This window comes from Algoriphagus sp., assembly GCF_024642405.1.
Classification (GTDB): Bacteria; Bacteroidota; Bacteroidia; order Cytophagales; family Cyclobacteriaceae; genus Algoriphagus.
Map to the genome: position 1 here is coordinate 1 of NZ_JAHEBC010000092.1, position 13,877 is coordinate 13,877.

Sequence of the window (13,877 nt, forward strand, 5' to 3'; positions counted from 1 at the left end):
ACCCTTAAATTCTCCTCCACCTTTCAAGGCTACTTTTCCTTCGTTAATCAATTGTTGAAGAAACTGGGAATGGTGGATCACTTCGTAATTTCCTCCTAAAGCTGGATATTCGTTTTTGATCGTATTGAAACAATGAGGACAAGCTGTTACCACTTTTTTGATCTCATATCCATTCATTACCTGAATATTGGCAACAGCTTGCATCTGAAATAAAAATTCATTTCCAGCTCTTCTGGCAGGATCTCCCGTACAGGCTTCTTCGGGGCCTAATACTGCAAAACTTACCCCAACCTTGTTTAATATTTTTACAAATGCCTGAGTCACGGCTTTGTATCTTTCGTCGAAAGAACCTGCGCAACCTACCCAGAATAATACTTCGGGAGTTTCGCCTTTTCCGGCCATCTCGGCCATGGTTGGTACTTTATAGGTAGACATATTTTAATTTAATTTTCTTTCACAAAATGAAACCTGAATACTTGAATCAAGTTTCCTTACTTGAAATCTGAAATCTGAAATCTGAAATCTGAAATCTGAAATCTGAAATCTGAAATCTGAAATCTGAAATCTGAAATCTGAAATCACTTTACCTCTTCCTCTTTCACTTTTTCTGCCCAGTTGAATCGATCAGCAGGACTGAATTTCCATGGAGAAAAACTGGTTTCCATATTTTGAAACATTGCATTCCATTGTGCTGGAGTACCTGATTCTTCCATCGCCACGTATCGTCTCATCTGCAATATGATTGAAAGAGGGTCTATATTAACTGGACAAGCTTCCACGCAGGCATTACAGCTGGTGCAGGCATTTAATTCCTCCTTAGTGATATAATCCCCCAAAAGTGATTTTCCGTCTTCCAGGCCTTTTCCACCTTTATCTAAGCTTTTTCCTACTTCCTCTGCTCTATCTCTCACATCCATCATGATCTTTCTTGGAGAAAGTTTTTTCCCAGTGAGATTTGCAGGGCATTCGGAAGTACATCTACCACATTCCGTGCAGGAGTATGCGTTGAGGACATTAACCCAAGAGAGATCATTGATGTCTTTTGCTCCGAATCTTCCGATTTCAACGGGTGGTTCAGAAGGAGTATCCGTTGGAATTCCTAACATCATATTTACCTCACTGGTGACTTCAGGCATATTGACCATTTCACCTTTTGGCTTCAAGTTGGAGTACCAGGTATTTGGGAAAGCCAAGAATATATGTAAGTGCTTTGAATAAGTGACATAAATAGCAAATGCTAGAATTCCTGCAATGTGAAACCACCAGGCGAATCGCTCTATAAAGATCAGTGCTGTATCACTCATCCCATCAAATAAAGGCCTGATCATACCGCTGAATACCAATCCACCTAAGGCTAGATAATGCTCTACTCCTCTTTCTGCTAAAATTTGATCTGTCGCGTTCATTGTTAAAATTGCTACCATTAAGATGATTTCAATAATTAGAATCAAATTTCCATCTAGGGCAGGCCATCCTTTCATCTCGGGTTTGGTGAATCTAGGTACCTTAATGACGTTTCTTCTAACTAGAAAAACTACGCAAGAAATAAGAACTGCCACTGCGAGAAACTCAAAAAAGTTCATAGCTGCCAGATAAACTCCACCCAGGAAAGGTGCAAAGAGGCGATGTGTTCCCAAGATACCATCTAGTACAAATTCAAGTACTTCTAGATTAATGACGATAAATCCTACATAAACAAATAAGTGAAGTAGCGCAGGGATGATTCTTTTGAACATTTTCTGCTGACCAAATGCTACCAAAAGCATGGTCTTCCATCTGGCTTCAGGTTGATCATTCTGGGTAGTGTTTTTTCCTAAAAGGATGTTTCTACGTAGGAATTTCACTCTTTTGCTGAGGAACCAGGAAGCAGCGGCTAAAATTATCAGAAATACTAGTTGAGGTAAAAAGCTCATATTGATGAGTTTAGATATTTTCTTTGGTTTTGGCTTTTATTTTTTTCTTGAAATGATTTGCATCAAATACTCAAATACCTACCTTTGCATCACTTTAAGAAAAGGTGATGTAGCTCAGTTGGTAGAGCATCGGACTGAAAATCCGTGAGTCGGTGGTTCGAATCCACTCATCACCACGAGCCCTGTTATTCAACGGGGCTTTTTTTATGACTTTTTGTAGAAGAGCTTTGTTCATTTCTTACTGATTTTACTTGATGCAAAGTAATAAATACTCTGCATGCATACTAAATTTCAATAAAAAAATAAATCAGTTGTTATTGGGTTGTTTAGGGAATTTTCCGGTTTAGAATCGGATTGGCTTTGCCTAAAGCCCAATAAATCACGATTTTCAAAAAAAAATATTTTTTTTCTTTCAATCTGTAACATTCTTGCTTTTGATGCATCACCTAACAAAATGAAGTCATTTTTTGAAACACATATTTGGCCGAAGAGATCAAAGCTCTATCGCTTGGTCTATCTCTGGATAAGAGATCGAGCTTTGGCTGAGGATATGATTCAAAATGTTTTCGAAAAGTCTTTTCAGAAGGAAGAGGAACTGTCTCGTCATCCAAATTTATCAGGGTGGCTTGTAAAAAGCTTGAAAAATGAAGTCTTGATGCATTATAGATCTTCTAAAAAATTAGATGCTTTAGATGGATTAGAAGAAGTACAGGCGAATGAACCAATGAATGAGGAGACTAAGGAATCTGTAAGAAAAGTGATGATTTTATTAAAAGATCTTCCCCTAAAGCAGCAAGAAATCTTTCAGTTGAGAGAAGTAGAAGGGATGACATATGAAGAGATTGCAGATTATTTAGAAGTAAGTATTGAACAAGTAAAAGTCAATTTACATCGAGCAAGAACGAAGATTAGAGAAAAAATGATCGCATTAAAGGAAAGAGGATGAAAGATAGAATAGAAAGTTTACTTGAAAAATATTGGGAGGGAGAGACTACACTGGTGGAAGAGCAAGAATTAAAAACTCTATTAAACTCTCAATCCGAATTTAAAGTGGAAAAGAGCCTTTTTGGTTTGTTTGAATCTTATGGTCAAGAAGAACCAGAGAATGTTTTTATTCCGAAAGCCAAGGTCAGAAAAATAAATTCCCGATGGTTGAGTTGGGCAGCTTCAGTTGCGATTTTCACCGCTTCTTTTGTAGGCTGGAGAGCTTACGAACAAAAGCAAGAAGAGCGACAAGCTTATGAAGAAGTGATGCAGGCATTTGCTCTAATTCAAACAAATTTTGCGAAAGGGCAGGAGCAGATGCAGGTAATGAATGAAATGAAATACTTGAATACAACCAATCAGCTCTTTGGGGCCGGAAAAAAATAAGATGATGAAGAAGCTACTAATACTACCGATTATTCTAATGGCTTTGGTTTTTAAAGCAGAAGCTCAGGATGATGCCATTCAGAAATTCTTCTCCAAGTACATGGAGGATGAGAGATTTTCCAGGGTTTACATTTCCCCAAAGATGATGCAAATGGCAGGGGGATTTTTAAAAAACAACTCAGAAAACGATCAAGATGCTGAGGATTTAGGCACTTTAATTCAAAAAGTGAAAGGGATTAGGATTTTAAGTTCTGACGAAGTTAATGGACAGGTCCTATATAAAGAGGCCATGAGTACTTTGACAAAAAATAAGTACGAAGAATTAATGGATGTTCAGGATAAAGGATCAAGCCTGAAGTTTATGGTACGGGAAGAAGGAGGTTTGGTACGGGAGTTATTGATGCTTTCAGGAGATAATGATGGAGAGTTCACCTTGCTATCCATGCTTGGAACTTTCACTTATGAAGATTTGAATATGCTTGCAGAAAAAACGGATATCCCGGGAATGGACTCTTATAGTAAAGGGAGTAAAGGATCAAAAGGAAACAAATAAAAAGAAAACTAAACCTTATTACACATGAAAAAATTGATTTTAACATTGATACTGATCGGATCAGTCTTCGCAGTACAGGCACAAAGTAAGAGCGTCAAGGCGCTTTATGAAAAATACAAAGGAGATGATGACTTCTTTCATATGGAGCTTGGCGGTAATTTTATGAATTTCGCAGAAGGCTTTAAGATAGACATGGATAAGAATGATATGTCTACCGTTGCTAAATCTGTGGAGAAATTGAATTTCTTCACGCTTCCGGATAATATAGATAGAGACCGAGCTGAATTTAAGGCTTTACAGAAAGGACTGGAAAGAGAGCGCTATGACTTATTGATGGAAGCATCTGAAGGAAAAGGCGGTGTATTGGTTTATTCCAAAGGAGGAAATACCATATCAGATCTAGTAGTGCTAGTAGGGGGAGATGAAGGAGACTTAATGGTTGTAGAACTTAAAGGCGAATTTGATTCTGAGACCATAGCCAGAGCTACCAGCAAAGGGATTCATTAATTATTTTAACAGCAATCTTTGGAATACCGACTATTCAAGTCGGTATTTTTTTTGGTATTCGTAGCATCTATAAAGCCCCGAATACCCTATAACTATATTGTTAAAAGTCGTTTTTAATTCGATTTGAAAACTTTTTTAAAATTTTTTTTTACCAAATAACTATCATTTTTATCAGGTAAATCCAATTTGATGTCACTACATGATTTTGAATAAATCAGATATTAATGCATAAAATTTTGTTTATACCTCAAAAACGAAATGAAGCTAGTTTCGCAATCGATAGCGGGAAAAAAATATATTATCGTTAACAAAACGTTAAAATTCTTATGGAATCATTAACCAAAATCATTTTTTATTGAAACATTTGCAAAATAGATTCCGTTAGGTACCTTTGTAGAGTAAACAATGTCCGGACACGAACTCGGAGACCCTGTAACCCAAAATATCCCCCCTAGATGGAACAGCCATCCAGAGGTTACAAAAAGAATCGAAAACCTATTAAACCAATTATTAAAATGAAAAAATTATTAACACTGCTTTTTGCTGCGGGGATCGCAACAGGAGCATTCGCAACTGATCAAGACAAAGTCGTCGTCATCAGACAAACAGAAGCTAAAAAGGTGGCAGTAACTTATTCTGCTGTTCCAAACGGTACCGTAGTTGTAAAAATTACTGACTCTGATGACAGATTGGTAATGAGAGACAAGATCAACAAAGAAGAAGCCTTTGCGAAAAGGTATGATCTAAATGCTCTTCCAGAAGGTACTTATCAAGTTGAAGTAACAGACGAATCTGGAGTGCTTAGAACGGCATCTTTCGATACATTCGTAGCAGAAGCTCCAGCAGTTTTCTCAAGAGTTTCTAAAGTGGGCGAAAATAAGTATAGATTGTTAGTTAGTAACTTAGACGCAAAAGAGGTTTTGGTTTCAATCTATGATGGTGATAACATAATCCACACAGAAAGAATCGATAATCCTCAAGGTCTTCATAAGATTTACGATATCGCAAAGCCAAGCGGAAATATTACATTCAAAGTTTCTACCGCTAGCGGATTTGAGTCTTATGTTTCAAGCCGTCTTTAATTAAACCAATTATTATTCAACAGATCCCGTTCCTGAAAAGGAGCGGGATTTTTTATTTTTTTTTAAAAGAAGTCTGTTGAATTAACCAATTACAAAAAAAATAGCCTTGAATTTTCAAGGCTATTAATTTCAGATTTGAGTTGGCGACTATTTCTTCCAACTTGCTTTTCCTCCTTTAGCAGAATCGACAGTAATCGAATAGTTAGATCCAGAGGAAACAATCCACTTCACTTTTACACCTGTCATCCCAGGGATATTTGCTACGGAGATTTTCTCCGGATTTAATTTTTGCTCAGAAAATTTGTTGAAGTCCTCATCTTCTACCACAAATCCTGCTACTACACTTGCACCGGAAATTGTCACATAATCAGGTCTTTCTATATTGTATTTCAGATCCTGACTTGCGTGCGTAGGCATTAAGCGCTCATTGAAAATTGTAGCAGTAATGGATTTTAATCCGCCTCCCAAATCTTCTTCCTTCACATCCATGACAGAAAGTTTTGGAGTGTGATAAGCATGATAAATTGTAAAGGCTGCATTTCTATGAGCATCTTGCTCCAATAAGAAGCCTGGATGCGCCCGGCCAAAAGTTTTCTTAAAACCACCGATTTCAACGGTACCAAATTGAGGATGCTCATATTCATGCCACATAACAAAGGCATCGCCCATGGTTAATAGCTGATCAACATCGAACAATTCATCTTGATTTCTACGGCCTTGTCCTTCTTTATGGAAGTATAAATAAGAATTCATTAATTCATTCGAGTATGTAAAAACTCCTCTAGTTCCATAGAACCAATCTAGTTCTCCACCAAATACGGAATACAAATCCTTGTAAACTGTCACATAACGATAGCCAGGAATCATTTCTTCCCCTTTGGAGGCAATTGCGTCATAGATTCTGATATCTTCTCTGTTATAAGTGCTCACATCCTCTTCAGCACCAGGTCCTCTTAAAATCAATCCCCCAGAGTTGTGAAAACTTTGAGCTCCCGCTATGTTAGGATGCTTCATTACAAACTCCATGATATTCCTATTCTCTGGTAGAGTAAATGGATATCTCAATGCTCCTCTTTGGATATAATCTGGCTGCCAATTCCAACCCCAGTCACGGTTTGGATCATAATAACCAACTCCATCATCATTGACTCTTCCGTCTCCATCTCCATCAGTTCCTTCCTGGCCGAGCATTTCATATTCTCCTACTTTGTCAGCCCCAACCATAATCAATTTACGTGGATCCTGAGGATCTTTGATGTACCTACCTGTAGGTGATTTACGAATCATCATGGTAATATGACCATCCCCGTCCAAGTCATCCATGCCATCCTCACCAGCTAGGCCATCTCCATCATTATCCAAAACCATCATTCCAGATCTAGGTGAATTGGCTGTATTTGGTTCATTGAAGAAGTCATTTCTTGCATCAGGGTTGATGGTAGGAGTGATGTAGAATGTTTTGTCTTTCAGTAATTGCTGGATAAACTCATTGTCAGCATGCATTTCTGTAAGGTACCAAGCAGCATATAGAGAAAATTCTCCGCCTTGAATTTCATTAGAGTGGATATTCCCGTCGATCCACATGGCAGGCTTATCAGTATCTTTTCCTGTGGAGAAATCCGTAATTGTCAAGGTCATCATATCTCTTCCTTGGTAAGATTTCCCAATAGATTCGATTTTTGCGATATCTGGATGTGCCGCTGCAATTTTTTTCATATTATCTACTAACCCTTCATAAGTATAATAGCGATTGAAGGCTATTTCTACTTTTGGGTTATAGGGGGTACCAACAGCCTGAAAGAATTTTTCCTGTGCATTGGCATTTATAGATGTCAGACTCAAAGCACTAAAAGCCAGCCCAACGATTAATTTTGTTGTTTTCATGATTTTTAGATGTTAGAGTTTAAAAGTTGCATTCACAAAACCTACATGAGAAGCTCCGGCTTTTACTGGTATATCTCCCTTTCCATTGACTATCCAGCTTAACTCAACTTTTTCATAAGCTCCAATAACATCGATTAATTCGATTTTATTTCCAGAAATAATTCTATCAGCTGGGATATTCATATCTACTCTGACCTTTCTTAACCACCTGGAACTCTCTCCCATTTGGGAATGTGTTGGGATGGGGGAGTTGTTAAATAAATCCACAGAAATCCTCGTTAAACCATTTCCAATTCCCTCGATCTTGATATTATGCATTTCCAACTTAGGCTGCATAGCGGCAAGCTTTAAAATGAAATTCGTGTGCTCTTCAGCGATTTCTCCTACTTTTTCAAAAGGAGGGTTTACCATGACAAATGGGTTGATTCCACCTACCTCAACTTTTTTTCCGGGAAAATCCGGATGCTGGATCTCTTTCCAAGGGGTGTATACATTTTCCCAACCCAATGAATCTGCCCAAGCCAGATAGTTTTCTTCAGGATTGGTTTTGCCTTTAAATTCCGGGGTCCAATAGCCCGGAGTTCCGAAACTTAATCTTCCAAAGTGGAAATACGCCCACTGGAAAAAGTCTCCATCTGTTCCCTGATTCGTTTGTTGAAAAGCTTTTTCAGAAATAGTTTCATTATAAACACCTGAAACCATCGCGTTTAGGGCTTGATCCTTTTCTAGAATAGAAGTGACTATGCGCTTTCTCGCTTCACCGGCATTATACTTCAGAGGGGATGAAAGATTGTTTGCCGGAGAAAAAGTAACAAAAGCGAAGATATTCCATTGATCAAAAAGATAATCCAATAAAGCTCTTGATTCTTTTTGGGAAACTGCAATATCACCTGCTAATGGCTCGAAAATCGGGAATTTATAGGTCAATGATTTATTAAATGCTATACCCTCTTTTAAATCCTCCGCAAATTTCCCGTCTTTATCATCGTCTTTGGATTCTTTTAAAACGATATATTTTCCTGCTTCACCTTTGGAACGGTCTGCTTTTTCCATCACGCGATCATCTTTTTTCGAAATCACAAAATCGCCTGTTGGATCTTCAACTCGCATCCAGGTGATCATTCCATTTCCATCTAGATCCGTGTAGCCATTATCACCTGGCTTTCCATCTCTATCATGGTCAACAGATACTGCATTACCCCTTCTTTCATATTTCAGGGCTGCGTGATATTGTTCGTAAGCATCAGGAGACATATTCGGGAAAACATAAAAAGTGGTGGATTCCAAAATATCAGCATGTTCACTTATCAGCTTCTCGGCGAATTGAATGGCCAATTCTACACTTAGAACATGAAATCCTTCAACACCGCCAACTACCCCAATAGCGGGTTTTTGGTCCAATTCCCCTGTTCCGACTTTAAGAACCCATATGTCTTTCCCTCCTTCTGTTTTAGTTAGAGAAGTAAGCTCTGCAGAACTGTTAGAGCCTAGCTTTTGAAGTCTTTGGTTTACTTGAGAGAGGGTTGGGTAATCAGTTTGCGCATGTGCACCTACTGACCAACCCAAGCTTCCTATCAGTAAGCCGATTAGTAGTGATTTTCTCATAAATTGTTTGGGTTAAATACTTTTTTTAGTGGTGGTAAAACCTAAAATTCTTTTAAATTTTACGATTTTAATTCAATTTAATAGGAGTACTTTTTCCGATTGCGGCATTCGCTCTTAAATGGACATTGCTCAGGATAAGTGGGGAAGATACCTATTTCTTGTTGTACAGATCGGGAATTTTCGCTTATTTCAAACAAATTGATGCACGATTATGTACCGCAAAATAGCCCTAGCCCTAGCCTTTTCGCCAAGAATTGAGGCTTTGATTTCTGAAACCAAAAGATTGGTTTTACTCTTTGATTCAGAGTTAATTTTAATTCATGTAGGAAAAAAAACCATTGAATTAGAGGAAAAGCTAGAGGGAGTTGTAAAAGAAGCAGAATTACCAAGGGACCAAACCAAGATTATCTGGAAAGAAGGTAAACCCGGAAAAATGATTTTAGAGGCATGTCGTGAAGAGAATGTGGACTTATTGGTTGCCGGTGCGATGAAAAATGAAAGCTTTCTTACTTATTATTTAGGATCAGTAGGAAGGAAAATTATCAGAAAAGCACCCTGTTCTGTATTGACTTTGATTGAACCCAAAAAAGAAACAACAGGATTCTCTCAAGTGGTTTTTAATGGTACTCAGACTACTATTACACCATTTGTTATTGAGCAGGGGATAGAATTTTCCAAAAAAGTACATGCTGAACAAATATTTATTTTGAACGAAATCAAAATGTATGGTCTACAGATGGGGACTGCAGCTGAAGATTCTGAGCAAGAAGTCGCCCATACCCGACGACAGCTTGTTCAAGATGAGCTTCAATATGTAGAGGGAATTCTTGAGAAATTGGATAAAGGTGACCTAAAAATAAGTATTAAAGTAACAGGAGGTAGATGGGCAGTTGAATTGGCTAGATTTTGCGAAAAAATTGGAGCTGATTTATTGGTAGTAGGAGATGAGCATAAACTCAACTTTTTTGATAGAATTTTCCCCCATGATTTAGAAGACCTTTTGAGTACTCTGCCATGTAATCTTTTAATTGTAAAAAAATAATCTCATATGGAAACTTTAAACCATAAGGAGGTTATTAATTTACTCCTTCAACTCGCAGCCATGCTGATTATGGCTAGGGTTTTTTCAGAATTAGCCAGAAAGTTTAAGCTACCTGCCGTGATAGGTGAAATCATCGCAGGAATCATATTAGGCCCAACAATTTTAGGAACTCTATTTCCAGGCGCTCAGGACTATCTTTTTGGTTCTCATGAGATGTCAAATGTAGCATTAGATGGTTTTGTGCAGATATCTGTAGTCTTGCTTCTGTTTATTGCCGGGCTTGAAGTTGAGCTCCAAGTTGTATGGAACCAAGGCAAAAACGCATTAAAAATTGCGGCAGCATCCATGGCATTACCGATCATCACAGGCTTTGTATTAGCCTATGCTTTTCCTGAGTTTTTGGGAGTGAATATCAACGATAGAGCAGTTGCCTCGACATTCTTTGGTTTGGCAATTTCTATTACAGCTTTGGCGGTAGTTGCCAGAATCCTCATGGATTTGGATATTTTCAAAACTCAAACAGGTCTTTTAATTATAGCAGCCGCAATGATTGTGGATATTCTGGGTTGGATTGTGTTTTCTGTAATTTTATCACTTTCAGAGTCAGGTGCAGAAGGACTAGGGATTTGGCCAACTATTGGGTTGACTTTATTCTTCACCCTGTTTATGCTAACGCTTGGAAAAGGTTTAATTAATCGGGTTTTACCTTGGATTAATAAAAATTTAGCATGGCCAGGAGGCTTGCTTTCCTTATCCCTCGCGATTTGTTTTTTGGCAGCTTCATTTACCGAATTCATAGGAATTCATGCCATTTTTGGAGCATTTATAATTGGTGTTGCATTAGGAGATTCTGAATATTTGACCGAAAAGGCGAAGGAAATACTTCATCAGTTTATCAATAATATTTTTGCTCCGATTTTCTTTGTTTCAATTGGTTTGAAAGTAAATTTTGTGGAGGCTTTTGATCCGGGAGTAACCGGGGTAGTTGTGATTTTGGGTTTGTTAGCCAAATATTTTGGGGCTTATATTGGAGGCCGATATGCAGGAATTTCTAGAAAAGAATCCATGATTGTTGGTTTTGGTTTAAGTACCAGAGGCAGCATGGATATTATTTTAGGATTGATCGCTTTGGAAACGGGTTTAGTGTCTGAATCGCTTTTTATTGGATTAGTGATCTTGGCATTGATATCCAGTATAGGATCAGGACCTATGATTAACTGGGCTCAAAAGTTAAAAATATAAGTACTTTTCTCAATGAGTCATTTGAAAGTTCAATTGGCTATAGTTAACAATTGGATGTAATTTTGGGTTGACCTTTGCAATACCTACAATCAAAATAAAATGATCAAAACCGGAAAAACTGGCGTCTTGCTGGTGAATTTGGGAACTCCAGACAGTACTGCTACAGGAGATGTAAGAAAATATTTACGTGAATTTCTCATGGATGGCCGAGTGATTGACTTTCCCGCCTTCCCTAGATGGCTGTTGGTAAATTTGATCATTGCCCCATTCCGATCTCCAAAATCAGCAGCTGAATATCGAAAACTTTGGACTGATCGTGGGTCACCATTATTATTTCATACGGAGGATCTTAAAGCCAAGCTTGTTAAAAAACTTGATAGCGGTAACTATGTGGTAGCAATGGGAATGAGATACCAAAGCCCTTCCATAGAATCAGCTTTGAAAGAGTTAATGAAGGCCAAGGTTAAGAAAATCATTGTCATTCCTTTATTCCCTCAATATGCCTCTGCTACGAATGGATCTGTTATCGATAAAGTGATGGAAATAGCAAGAGGCTGGCAAATAATTCCCGAGATTACATTTGTAAGTAATTTCATTGATCATCCATTGTTTTTAAAAGCGTGGAAGGAGTTAGGGCAGGAGATGATGGAAAAACAAGATTATGATCGTTACTTGTTTTCGTATCATGGATTACCAGAGCGCCAGATTAGAAAGGGGTCTGTTGATAATTATTGCCAATTAGGTGCCTGCTGTAATAAATATGGTCCTTCCAATCAGTTTTGCTATCGGGCCCAGTGCTTCCAGACAACCCGTTTTATTTCTGAACAATTGGGATTGCCTGAGGAAAAAGTATTGACATGCTTCCAATCTCGATTAGGGAAAGATCCTTGGATTCAGCCTTATACAGAAGATATGATTAAAAAACTATCTTCAGAAGGAGTAAAAAAAGTATTGGTTTTCTCTCCTGCATTTGTTGCCGATTGTCTTGAAACAACTGTTGAAGTTGGTCAAGAGTATAAGGAACAGTTTGAAGAACAGGGTGGGGAACATTGGGATCTAGTGCCAAGTTTAAATTCCAGAGATACTTGGGTAGATTGCTTAGTCGATCTTGTACACACAAAATCATGATTGAGGATTTCAGGGTTATTTTTGAAGTAAAATTCTGGGTTCTTTGCAGTTTTTAATTGAGTATTTCTGATCTTGGTTTTTTTACTTTTCCTTTAAAAAATTTGTCGAAGTCTATCCCTTCTCAATCGCTTTTGATAACAGGAATCCTATTGATTTCAATTAATCTTAGGACTTCTATTGCTTCGGTTGGTCCCTTGATCCCATTTATCAGAGAGGATTTGGGACTATCAAATGGGTTGGCTGGGTTTTTAACTACCCTGCCCTTATTGACTTTTGCTACTTTTTCACTTTTTGCTCCTTCTATTGGAAAGAAACTTGGTATGGGGAGAGCAGTTTTTTTAGGGATAGCCATTTTGACAGTTGGTGTAATCATAAGGGTTTTAGGAGGTATAGAATTATTGCTTTTTGGAACAGCGCTGACTGGTATTGGTATCGTTATTGCAAATGTCCTGATTATCCCACTTATAAAAGTCAGATTGCCTCATAAACTTGGTTTGATGACAGCCCTATTAGCAACGATGATGTCTCTTTTTGCTGCAGTAGCCGCTGGATTTTCGGTTCCAATTGCTGTTGATTTAGGTATTGGATGGAGAGGATCTTTATCCTCTTGGGCAGTTTTTATGGTTGTCGCTTTACTTTTTTGGATTCCACAATTGACTAGACCAAAGGCAGGAACGCAAATTGGGTTAGGTCAGGCAAAAAATGTATGGAAGTCAAAACTTGCTTGGCAGGTGACCATTTTTATGGGCTGTCAATCTGTGATGTATTTTACTCTTACAGCATGGCTTCCCGATATGTTAGTTTCAAGAGGATGGTCCCCTGTTGAGGCTGGCGCCGTTTCTTCCATTATGCAATTAATTTCTCTGGTTGGTTCTTATTTTGCCCCTTCCATTCTTATTAGGCTGAAGCAGCAATCAGGTGTTATTTTGGTAGTTGGCTTGGGGTATATTGTTGGGTTTTTAGGCTTGTTTTTAGATTCAGAATTAATCACATACTTATGTTTAGCGATTATAGGTCTAGGAATGGGAGCTAGCCTCAGTATAGCCTACACATTGATTTCTTTAAGGACTTCAGAAGATCAGACTACGGCAAAACTTTCAGCTATGGTACAATCTTCAGGGTATTATTTAGCTGCTTTAGGACCAATTCTTTTCGGAATCTCTTTGGATATATTTGGTTCCTGGAACATTCTGATATGGTTTCTGATATTTTTTTCCATTTTGTTTACAGCATTCGGAATGGCTGCTGGAAGGGACCTGAAAATCTAATAGGATTAAATCCAATACCATTCCTTAATTTTGCTGCGGTTTCAAATTTGACTTTACCATGCAAGATTTAATGCTTTCCTTGGGCGTATCAGAAAATTTATTCAATTATTTGATCATGCCCCTTTTGATTTTTTTTGCACGAGTAGGAGATGTTTCAATCAATACACTCCGGATCATGTTTATGATGAACGGGAAGAAAAGTATTGCTCCAATTCTGGGCTTTTTTGAGGCTCTTATTTGGCTTTTGGCAATTGGGCAAATTTTTCAAAATATGTCTAATCC

At 37.9% G+C, this 13,877-nt stretch carries 14 protein-coding genes and 1 tRNA gene; 11 read left to right on the forward strand and 4 right to left on the reverse strand.

The window, feature by feature from the left end:
• Both Q0L68_RS09065 and Q0L68_RS09070 read right to left on the reverse strand, forming a co-directional pair.
• Window positions 1-435, reverse strand: a 435-nt coding sequence (locus Q0L68_RS09065) for a (Fe-S)-binding protein (protein ID WP_296701940.1), incomplete at its 3' end; no start/stop codon positions are given.
• Window positions 436-578: 143 nt separating this feature from the next.
• Window positions 579-1,913: a 4Fe-4S dicluster domain-containing protein gene (locus Q0L68_RS09070; RefSeq protein WP_296701942.1), complete on the reverse strand. Its 1,335-nt coding sequence runs from the start codon at window positions 1,911-1,913 to the stop codon at window positions 579-581.
• Window positions 1,914-2,016: 103 nt separating this feature from the next.
• Here Q0L68_RS09070 and Q0L68_RS09075 point away from each other — a divergent pair.
• From Q0L68_RS09075 to Q0L68_RS09100, 6 genes are all read left to right on the forward strand, one after another.
• Window positions 2,017-2,089: transfer RNA gene (locus Q0L68_RS09075), tRNA-Phe, on the forward strand.
• A gap of 278 nt (window positions 2,090-2,367) precedes the next feature.
• Window positions 2,368-2,859, forward strand: a complete 492-nt coding sequence (locus Q0L68_RS09080; RefSeq protein WP_296701944.1) for an RNA polymerase sigma factor — start codon at window positions 2,368-2,370, stop codon at window positions 2,857-2,859.
• A complete protein-coding gene (locus tag Q0L68_RS09085; protein ID WP_296701946.1) occupies window positions 2,856-3,284 on the forward strand; it encodes a hypothetical protein in 429 nt (142 codons plus the stop codon). Before Q0L68_RS09080 ends, Q0L68_RS09085 begins: the two co-directional genes overlap by 4 nt.
• A 4-nt stretch (window positions 3,285-3,288) precedes the next feature.
• Window positions 3,289-3,837, forward strand: coding sequence for a DUF4252 domain-containing protein (locus tag Q0L68_RS09090; RefSeq protein ID WP_296701948.1), 549 nt, complete (start codon window positions 3,289-3,291; stop codon window positions 3,835-3,837).
• A gap of 24 nt (window positions 3,838-3,861) precedes the next feature.
• Complete coding sequence (locus Q0L68_RS09095) at window positions 3,862-4,344, forward strand: DUF4252 domain-containing protein (RefSeq protein ID WP_296701950.1); 483 nt, start codon at window positions 3,862-3,864, stop codon at window positions 4,342-4,344.
• Between the two features lie 515 nt (window positions 4,345-4,859).
• The gene (locus tag Q0L68_RS09100) at window positions 4,860-5,426 is read left to right on the forward strand and encodes a hypothetical protein (RefSeq protein ID WP_296701953.1); all 567 of its coding nucleotides are present in this window, start codon (window positions 4,860-4,862) and stop codon (window positions 5,424-5,426) included.
• A 147-nt stretch (window positions 5,427-5,573) separates the two neighbouring features.
• On the opposite strand, the gene Q0L68_RS09105 is transcribed toward Q0L68_RS09100, so the two are convergent.
• Both Q0L68_RS09105 and Q0L68_RS09110 read right to left on the reverse strand, forming a co-directional pair.
• Entirely contained in the window at window positions 5,574-7,310 is a 1,737-nt protein-coding gene (locus tag Q0L68_RS09105; RefSeq protein WP_296701956.1) for a M14 family metallopeptidase, read from the reverse strand.
• 12 nt (window positions 7,311-7,322) lie between these two features.
• Window positions 7,323-8,915, reverse strand: coding sequence for a M14 family metallopeptidase (locus tag Q0L68_RS09110; protein WP_296701959.1), 1,593 nt, complete (start codon window positions 8,913-8,915; stop codon window positions 7,323-7,325).
• Window positions 8,916-9,126: 211 nt separating this feature from the next.
• Between Q0L68_RS09110 and Q0L68_RS09115 the strand changes: the two genes are divergently transcribed.
• The 5 genes from Q0L68_RS09115 to Q0L68_RS09135 all read left to right on the forward strand — a co-directional run.
• Window positions 9,127-9,957, forward strand: coding sequence for a universal stress protein (locus Q0L68_RS09115; protein WP_296701961.1), 831 nt, complete (start codon window positions 9,127-9,129; stop codon window positions 9,955-9,957).
• 6 nt (window positions 9,958-9,963) lie between these two features.
• On the forward strand, window positions 9,964-11,199 hold the full coding sequence (locus tag Q0L68_RS09120) for a cation:proton antiporter (RefSeq protein WP_296701964.1): 1,236 nt from the start codon (window positions 9,964-9,966) through the stop codon (window positions 11,197-11,199).
• A gap of 99 nt (window positions 11,200-11,298) precedes the next feature.
• Window positions 11,299-12,327 (forward strand): ferrochelatase, encoded by a 1,029-nt coding sequence (hemH, locus tag Q0L68_RS09125; RefSeq protein ID WP_296701967.1) that lies wholly within the window; start codon window positions 11,299-11,301, stop codon window positions 12,325-12,327.
• A gap of 101 nt (window positions 12,328-12,428) precedes the next feature.
• Window positions 12,429-13,595, forward strand: a complete 1,167-nt coding sequence (locus tag Q0L68_RS09130; protein ID WP_296701969.1) for an MFS transporter — start codon at window positions 12,429-12,431, stop codon at window positions 13,593-13,595.
• 58 nt (window positions 13,596-13,653) lie between these two features.
• A partial coding sequence (locus Q0L68_RS09135; RefSeq protein WP_296701972.1) for a DUF5698 domain-containing protein occupies window positions 13,654-13,877 on the forward strand: 224 nt, incomplete at its 3' end.